This is a genomic window from Acidimicrobiia bacterium, from assembly GCA_029210695.1.
GTDB lineage: Bacteria > Actinomycetota > Acidimicrobiia > Spongiisociales > JAHEDJ01 > JAHEDJ01.
The window spans coordinates 1-8,960 of record JARGFH010000091.1 but is presented as its reverse complement, the minus strand read 5'-3'; the positions used below and the strand labels follow the sequence as shown (position 1 = coordinate 8,960).

Annotated in this window: 6 protein-coding genes; 1 reads left to right on the top strand and 5 read right to left on the bottom strand. The window is 64.4% G+C overall.

The window, feature by feature from the left end:
* Window positions 1-166 precede the first annotated feature (166 nt).
* The 4 genes from P1T08_17485 to P1T08_17470 form a co-directional block, all read right to left on the bottom strand.
* On the bottom strand, window positions 167-1,864 hold the full coding sequence (locus P1T08_17485; protein MDF1597875.1) for an IS1634 family transposase: 1,698 nt from the start codon (window positions 1,862-1,864) through the stop codon (window positions 167-169).
* Between the two features lie 137 nt (window positions 1,865-2,001).
* Window positions 2,002-2,913 (bottom strand): extracellular solute-binding protein, encoded by a 912-nt coding sequence (locus tag P1T08_17480; protein MDF1597874.1) that lies wholly within the window; start codon window positions 2,911-2,913, stop codon window positions 2,002-2,004.
* 79 nt (window positions 2,914-2,992) lie between these two features.
* The gene (locus tag P1T08_17475; GenBank protein ID MDF1597873.1) at window positions 2,993-4,462 is read right to left on the bottom strand and encodes a GH1 family beta-glucosidase; all 1,470 of its coding nucleotides are present in this window, start codon (window positions 4,460-4,462) and stop codon (window positions 2,993-2,995) included.
* A 26-nt stretch (window positions 4,463-4,488) separates the two neighbouring features.
* Complete coding sequence (locus P1T08_17470) at window positions 4,489-6,411, bottom strand: RICIN domain-containing protein (GenBank protein ID MDF1597872.1); 1,923 nt, start codon at window positions 6,409-6,411, stop codon at window positions 4,489-4,491.
* Between the two features lie 224 nt (window positions 6,412-6,635).
* Between P1T08_17470 and P1T08_17465 the strand changes: the two genes are divergently transcribed.
* Window positions 6,636-7,889, top strand: a complete 1,254-nt coding sequence (locus P1T08_17465) for an ROK family protein (GenBank protein ID MDF1597871.1) — start codon at window positions 6,636-6,638, stop codon at window positions 7,887-7,889.
* 459 nt (window positions 7,890-8,348) lie between these two features.
* Here P1T08_17465 and P1T08_17460 read toward each other — a convergent pair.
* The coding region (locus tag P1T08_17460; protein MDF1597870.1) for a TraG/TraD/VirD4 family protein at window positions 8,349-8,960 on the bottom strand (612 nt) is incomplete at its 5' end.

Here is an 8,960-nt window from a genome sequence, read left to right as displayed (position 1 = left end):
CGGCAGATATCTTCACGAAATCAGACTACGCCGCCCATTGCGACTAGCGGCGTTGGTGGTTGACGTACAGCGCCTGGCCGGAGTTCCGCAGTTGGCCTGCCGGCGTAGGCATCGAAAGTGCGCGTGAGCAGGGAGAACGCGCGGGACTGTCGGGGACGTGTAGTGCCTACGCGCTGGCGGGAGTCTTGTCGGTGCCGGCGGGGGTGATGTCGAGGAACTGTTTGGGTTGGTTGACGCCTAGGGCCTTGAAGATGGCGGCCTGGCCGGGGGTGGTTTCGGTGCGTTGCAGGACGTGGCCGGCGGGACCGGCGAACAGCCCGAGGTGCATGCGGTCGAGCTGGTGGCGGAGGTTGCGCCAGGTGTCGCCGGTGGCGGTTTCGGCCAGGCGGATGAGGAGCAGGGCGAGCCAGCACAGCAGCACGTGGGCGCGGATGCGGCCTTCGAGGCGGTGGTAGACGGGCCGCAGGTCGAGGGTGGATTTCATGTCCCGCCAGCCCCGTTCGACTTCGAGCAGTTGTTTGTAGCCCAAGGCGATGTCTTCGGCGGACAGTGTGGGGTCGGAGGTGCGCAACAGGAACTTGCCGTCGAGGCGTTGCTCGGCGGCGACGGCTCTGCGGTCGATGCGCAGCAGCCCACCGGGGGTGGTGCGCAGGAACCGTTTCAGCCCCGGGTAGTTGCCCAGCTCGCCGGCCAACTCGGCGCGGGCGGTCTTGGTGAGCTGGTCGGAGCCGTCGATGGCGTCGGCGAGCTGGGTGAGAAGCTGGTCGCGCACGGTCCGGTCTCGTTCGGCTTGTTCGGGGTTGTGGCAAACCACGAACCGGTCGCGCATGGTGGCGTCGTCGATGACGACCTCTTTGACCCCCAGGTTGGCGGCCACGGTGCGGTAGCGGCCCTGGCGGGACAGCGCCGCCTGGGCCTCGCGGCCATCGCCGCGGAGCTTTTCGCCGATGATGTAGTGGCCGCCTGCCCGTTGGAGGTAGCGGCGGTTCTCCGCCGAGGAGAAGCCACGGTCGGCGACCCACACCACCCGGGTCAGCTTCCACGTTTTGAGGTCGTCTTTGACCTGGCGGATCAGCGCCTGATCGTTGGTGTTGCCTGGCCAGCACCACACCCGGATGGGGATGCCTTCTCGGGTGACGGCCATGCCGATCACCACCTGAGGCAGGTCGGGCCGGTGGTCCTTGGAGTGGCCTCGGGCCCGGAACCCGACCGTCTCCCCCTCACCCGGCGCGTCGGGCTGGTCGATCTCGAAGTAGGTGGAGGTGGTGTCGAAAAACAGCAGGTCGACCTCTAGGTTCAACAGATCGGCGGTGGCCCAGTACACGGCCTCGACCAAATCGTCTTCGACTTCCAACAGCCAGTCCATGGCCCGGTAGAAGGTGTCCTCGTCGACGTCGTCCAGACCCGGGATCACGGCCCGCTCCGCCACCCAGCGGGCGGCGGCGAGCTTGGAGAGCGGTTCGAGGGCACGGTTAGCGACCATGGCGAACACGGCCCGCTCGGCCCGCGGATCGAGGCGTCGACCCTCCAGCAGGCGGGCCAGCACCTCGCCGATCCCCACCCGCCGCCACAGACCGTCCAGGGCCCATGCGCCGCCCAGCGCCTTGGACGACACGAACCGCAGCGGCGCCGTCGCACCGCCCGGCGCCGTCGCCTCCAGTTCGGCGTCGGGACCCAGATAGCGGGCGATGGAGCGGACCAGCCGGCCCAGTGCCTCCCGGTCCAGCCGGTCCTCCCGCCCGAAGCTGTGGATCACCTTGGCCACCGGGTTCCCCGACTGGGGATGACGCACGTTGTGGGCCAGCTGCACGTAGCGGACCACCGACCCGTCCTTGTTGCGCCGCTGGATCGTCCGCAGATACATGCCCACACTCTACATCAGCTAACTCACCTAACCAAGAACCTCTAACACCTAGCGTGTGCCTACACATTTCGCGGCCGCCAGCCAGCCTCAACGCCGTGACCAGCACTTTCGCGTTCACGTGTGCCCAGAAACAGCCTTCATCTGCGGAACCCCTGCTGGAAGGTTTTCCAGATATAGAACCAATTCTGGTACATGGCGACCTTCTCGTCCTGGACCAGTTGATCGCCGTCGAAGAAGCTCTGGGTCTCCCAGCCGGGCGGATTGAATTGGGTGAAGGCGACCAGCTGTTGCATCGCCTGCTCCTGCTCCGGAGAGTTCAAGGTCAGCTCGCCGGAGCCGAGATCCCCATAGTTGCCACCGTGGCCGTACACGAAGTAGGTGTGATCCAGGAAGATCGACCAGTCGACGCCGCCGATGAAGAAACCGTACAGATCCGGGGGCCTCGTGAAGAACTCGGCTACCTCGTACATCTCCTCGTACGTTGTCGGCACAGCGAGGTCACGCCCGTACCGCTCCTGGAACGCCGCCTGCTCGGCGGGATCCTCCAACAGGTCCTTCCGGTAGAACAGCATCGGGAAGTTGTAGTACTGGGGCACACCGACCAGGGTGCCGTCCTCCCGCGTGAACTTGTCGGCAGAGACGATCTGCTCGATGTCGCTCTCCGACAGGTACTCCGCCAGGTCCTTGACGTGGGCCTTCTCCTTAACCCAGGTGTTGTCGTCACCGCCGCCGATCATCACGACGTCGTACAACCCGGCATCCTCGATGAGCTCGCGGACCTTCCGCTGTGACCACAGCGGCCGTGCCACCTGCTCGATCGAGGCGGTGATTCCGGTCATCTCCTCGAACTCCGCCGCTCCGGCGATCAGGGCGTCGGTCTCGGGGCCCGCAACTGCGAGCACCCGGACGACTTGGGCTCCCCCAGTGTCGGTGACCGTGCCATCGGTTTCGTCGTCGCCCGTCGAATCCCCCGACGTGCAGGCACTCGCCACGAGAACGAGCACCAGCAGAGCGCTTGCCCGGCGCCACCACACACTTTCACGCATCATGCCTTCCTTTCGCTCTTGGTGAACGGCGCCGGCGATCCGAGCCGATCCCCTGTTGATTCTTCCATTGCCATGCTCACCGTCAGATCTCTTTCTGTCTCGGTGCCTGACGCATCGACACCGGGGGGGCAGGGTTGATAGCTGGGTTACGGACTCGGGCGACATCGTGGCGGGCGGGGACGCCGAGCAGATTCCGGTGCTGCAGGATTAGGTCCCGGTACCAGCGGGCGCTCGCTTTGGGGATGCGCTCCTGCGTGCGGTAGTCGACATAGACGAGGCCGAACCGCTTGCGGTACCCTTCGGCCCACTCGAAGTTGTCGAGCAGGGACCAAGCGAAGTAGCCACGAACATCGACCCCCTCGCTGGCCGCCTGGGCAACCGCAGTCACGTAGCGGTCGAGGTAGTCAATACGTTCCCGATCTCTCACCTCGCCGTCCGGCCCGACGTAGTCCTCGAAGCAGGCGCCGTTCTCCGTCACGTACGACGGGATGTGGCCATACTCACGGTCCACGCGCACCAACACGTTGCGCAACGACTCGGGTCGCACCGACCAGCCCAGGCTCGTAGCGGCCGGCGCAGCCGCGCGGATGCGTGAGCGAAGGAACGGCTCGTCCAGATCGTCGGATGCCATGACCTGCTGGTAGTGGTTCACTCTCAGGAAGTCGATCGCCTCGGCCATCACCTCGTCGTCGCCCGGTTTGATCCGTTCGAGCAGGCCGTGGGGGCCGTGGAGTTCGACGACCTCTTCCCCATACCCACCGCCCAGGAGCGGATCGAGGAAGAGCCGATTGTGGTTGGCGTCGACCCGACGGGCCGCTGCTTCGTCCTCTGGGTCTTGCGACGCGGGCCGCACGTCGGTGAGGATGTGAGCGATCCCCACAGACGCCTTGGCGTGAACGGAGCGGATGGCCTGGGTGGCCAGGCCGCCGGCCAGGTTGAGGTGATGCGCCGCTGCCACCGCTGCCGGCAGTTCCCGACGTCCGGGGGCGTGGACACCCAAGTGATAGCCGTTGAACGCCTGACACCAGGACTCGTTCAGCGTGATCCAATCCTCGGCCAGATCTCCGAGCGCCTCGGCGGTGCGCTGCGCGTATTCGGCGAAGCGAAGGGCTGTGTCGCGCTCGGGCCATCCGCCGACGTCCTCGAGCTCCTGTGGCAGATCCCAGTGATAGAGCGTAACGAAAGGTCGGATACCGAGCTCGTGCAAGTACTCCAGCAGGGACCGATAGAAACCGACGGCACTCCGGTTCAGGCTGCCCCGACCGGTGGGTTGGAGGCGAACCCACGAGACGGAGAACCGATAGGCGGCAAGACCAAGGTCAGCGGCAATCGTCAGGTCCTCGCGCCATCGATGGTAGTGGTCACATGCGACGTCGCCGGTGTCGCCGTTTCGGGTCTTCCCAGGAAGGCGGCTAAACGTGTCCCAGATCGAAGGGCCACGACCATCCTCTGTAGTGGCGCCCTCGATCTGGTAGGCAGCGGTCGCTGCGCCCCAAACAAAGTCCGGCCCGAATGCGGTCAGATACTGCCTACCGCTCGCAGCCTCTTCCAACCTCGCGCTGTTCCTTCTGATCTCCTTCACGGGACCGACGTGAACAGCCACTGCTGATTGGGGTTGGCCGGATCGAGGTCCCACTGCTGGATGATCGCCCCGTCACTCACCGAACCGTCACGGAGATCGAGCGCCTTGCCGCTGGCTCGGTTCGTGATCGTGTAGTAGTCGGAATCGACCGCAGTGAGCTGCCACTGCTGCTCTGGTGAGCCGGTGCCGGTGATCGACCACTGCTGCATCTGGATCCCGTTCCGATTCGAAGCCCGCGGGTTAGTGAGCGCCATCCCGCTGTTGACGTTGATCATGTTGACATAGCCCGCCCCTGCGTCGACAAGCACCCATTGCTGACTCAGGTCGCCGCTGTCGGTGAACTGAAGGATCGGTGCCTTGTTGCTGGTCGAGCCGTTCGCCACGTCGACGGGCTTGCCACTCGGCCGTGCCTCGACGGTGTACGTACCACCGGTCTGTGGTACGTACGAGGTGGGAGGGGCAGGATCGACCGTGGCGATGAACGTGACGGTGGCCCGCGAAGGCAAGGTGTAGGTGAACGAACCCTGCTCGTTCCATGTAACGGTGAAGGTCGTGTCGGCGGTGTTGCGGTTCGTGGCGATCAGTACCTCGCGACCGTCTGGGTTCTCGAAGGCAGCGGTGACGATGCCGTGGGCGTTCACGGTCGAGTCGATCCGGGTGGCGTCGACAGAGACGAAGTCGCTGATCTGACCAAGGTGGTAGTAGTTATCCGCCAGGGAGTAGGCGGCCGATGTCACGGCCCCCGATTGGTCGGTGGTCACGTCGATGGTGACAACGGGGACACACACCTCACAGCCGCCGAGATGGGGCCCGTTGTTCGAGTCGAGCGCCAAGTTCCACAACACCACACCTCGGGCCCAGTTCTGGACCGAGAGGAGGGCCATCTCGGCGGTGCTGAACGGGATGATGTCGGTCGGTTCGGTGTCTGACGAGCATTCCGTTTCGTATTGATCGAAGCCCGGATACAGATTGTGGAGCTTCGTCATCTCGGTGGGGTCGCTCGAGTTGTTGTAGCAGTGCCAGGCGATGCCGTCGTAGTCGCCGCTCGTCGGGCCCGTAACCAGCGTGGTGGGATAGCTGGGCAGGTCCCAGTTGTGGTCGTATCCGAGGATCTGCGGCTGGAGACCAGCGGCGGCGAGGGCCGGCTTCAGGTAGTCGTGCACCCAGCTTGCCTCGTCTTCGGGTTCCCACATCATCCCCGGGTAGCTGTTTGGGCAGTACTGGGGCTCGTTTTGGGGAGTCACCGCCCAGATCGGCACCCCCGCGTTCTCGTACGCATTGATCCACTTCACGAAGTAGTCGGCCCATGTCTGCCGGTACTCAGGGAGCAACGCCCCCTTCTTGTTGTGGAACGAGCAGATCAGCTTGTCAGTGGTCTTCATCCACGCCGGCGCCGTCCAAGGGCTGCCGATGATCTTCAGGTTCGGGTTGATCGCCAGCGCGTCCTGGATGGCCGGAATGATGTGGTCCGTGTCATGGCTGGTCAGTGCGAAATACTGCAACGGCTCCCCGGGCGGGCCCTCCGTGTCGGCGTTCGTCCAGTGCGCGGTCGCCTCGGTGAAGTCGCTGGCGCCCATAGGCACTCGCCAAAAGGTGAGACCGATCCCACCGGTGACACCGAAGAGCTCGTCCATCATCGTGGCGTACGCCGCCGGGTCGTAGCCCTTCAGCTGCGACATGAGGAAGGTCGAGGAATCAGAGAAACTGGCTCCGAACCCGGTAGTCGTCTGGTATTGGCGGCTGTCGTTCACGGAGACGTTGATCGACCCCCCGCCGACAGGGCCGAGCACCACATCCGGTTGTTGGGTCAGCTGGTTAACACCGTCGGGGGTGGTAAGCCAGACCTCGACGGTGGTCGATGCCGAAGCTACGGTCGTGGTACCGACCAGGACGGCAATCATCGCTATCGAGGTCGCCAAGCCGAGCCACGCGCGCCTTCGGGAGATTCGAACAGTATTCATACCACAAACAAACTCGTCCACTCGTCTCTTCAAGGGAGACCGTCCTTGATCTAAGACTTAATCTTAGGTATCAATTATTCCGGAGTCAATAGAAAACAAGCCTTCTCCCAAGGGGAGCTCATAGCTCTACGATTGTTGGACTAAGTTCTTGTCATAATCACAACGACCCGTGGAGATCAGGCATGCCCGAACAACGGACCACCACCCGGGATGTTCGCCGCGCCAACCAGGCCGCCGTTCTGAAGCACCTCTATGAGGGGGGACCGGCCAGCCGGATCGCACTGTCTAACGACACCGGGCTGAGCCGGGCAACCGTCGGCAATGTGATCTCGGAGTTACTCAAGAGCGGAGTGGCAATCGAGACGGGCCAAGTCGCTTCGGACGGTGGACGGCCGGCGATCCTCGTCGAGGTGAACCCTGCCCACACTTACGTGATTGGTGTGGACATCGGGGAAACCGGAGCCACGATCGAACTGTTCGACCTTGCGCTCCACAAGATGGCGGCGGTCCAGAAGCAGGTGGAGCTCGCTCCCGAAAACGTCGAGACGCTAGTGACGGTCATTGCCGAGGTCGTGAAGGACGTGACGTCAGCGCTACCCGTCGAGTTGGATGAGCTTCTCGGGATCGGCGTCGGCGTACCGGGGATCATCGTTCGTGACGGTCGGGAGTACGTCCACGCCCCGAGCCTCGGCTGGGACCACATGCCGCTCCAAGAGATGCTCAGGGAGGCGCTCCCCTCCCGGGTTCTGGTCGATAACGGCGCCAAGACCATGGCGCTGGCAGAGGCGTGGTACGGCGCCGGCCGCGGCGCGAGTAATGTCGTCGTGGCCCTAATCGGCACGGGGGTAGGAGCCGCGATTCTCACCGACGGTCGCGTGTTTCGTGGGGCGACCTCGAGCGCGGGTGAATGGGGTCACACCACCGTTGCACTCAACGGCCGAAGCTGTCGCTGCGGAGCCAGAGGCTGCCTCGAGGCTTACGTCGGAGCCCGCGGGATCCTCGGCGCATATCAGCCCGCACAAGACGCCCCTTCCGACACCGCGATCGACGAGCGCCTCGCCCTCGAGCAACTCCGGGTCCGCCTCATAGCCGGAGAGGAAGCTGCACTCCGCACGGTGCGGGAGACGGGTCGGTACCTCGGCGTCGGGATGGCGAACCTGATCAACCTGCTCAATCCCGACAAGATCGTGCTCGGAGGGTGGGCCGGTCTGCTGCTCGGGGAGCATCTCCTACCAATCGCTATCGACGAGGCCCGCCGTCACGCGCTGCGTCCTCCCTTCGATCGTGTCTCGATCGAGCTTTGCCATCTGGGCCCCGACGCCGTTGCGCTCGGCGCCGCCATCCTCGTGGTCGAGCCATTCCTCGAAGCCGGAGGCCTCCCCCAGCGAGAAAGCATACGGAAGGTGCCCAACCGCTTGAGCCGGCCTGGATTGTGAGTTGGATCACCGATACCCCGGAGGGGCATTGACCCGGCTTGACGGGCACCCGATTCTGGTTGCAGACCAGAGAAGGAGACACGGAGCGCGTCGTCCGTCGAAGCACCCGCCAGTTTTCCTGTACCCCAAAGGGCAACGACTGGGTAGAACTAGGTCGCGCAATGGATAGCCGCCGAGCGTCAGGCCGGGCGGTGTGCACTCGTCATGGCCTTGTCGCCAGTGCCCGCATATTCGCGGACCGAACCCTCGTCAGGAACAACAGACTGTCCGGGGATCTGGCATTTTGTGGGACCCCCGTGCGCCACCCAGCCCTACAGGGGTCACGCCACGCACCGCTGAAACTCACATGCAAATCACCAGTTCTGTCACACCTCGCCACACGGTGAAGGTACGCGTTTTCTGCGACGACACGGGCGAGAGGGCACCGCACGATGACGACAGCGCCCCCGGCTCTTCCAGCTATGAGCCCCATTTTCGTTGGTACCACGGCCGTAACTTCAGTCGCGCTGGGTGGAAGTTGCCATAGATGAGGACGCCGGTCCCGGTGTCGGAGCGCCGGAGGGCGGAGGTGGGGGCGAGGGGCCGATGCCGGGTGGATTCAGTGACGGTTTCTCGTCCATCCGGGTTGCGGGTTCGGGATTCCTCGGCGGCTTGCTCGTCGCCGATGAGCCGGCTGATGTAGTCGAGGGTGGGGGTGTCGGAGACGCCAGCGAGGACAACCTTGGCCCGGTGGTTGTTGATGACGGTCTGGGCGAAGGTGCCGTAGCGGGCCTGAATCTGGGCGAAGTCCTGCCAGACGGTGACGAGTTGGATCCCTACGCCGCGAGCGGTGGAGGCGATCTGAGCCAGGTCGGGAAGGGGAGCGATGTTGGCTGCTTCGTCGATGACGAGCAGCAGCGGCTTGGGGAGCTTGTCGGCGGATCGGTTGGCGCGGTCGTAGATCCGGGCGACGGTCTGTTCGATGAGTGCAGTGAAGAGCGGTCGGAGCCGTGCTTGTTCGTGGAGTGGCCCGCAAATGTAGAGGGTGTGGTTGCCGCCGTCGAGGAGTCGGTCAGGGTCGATGGCGGGTTG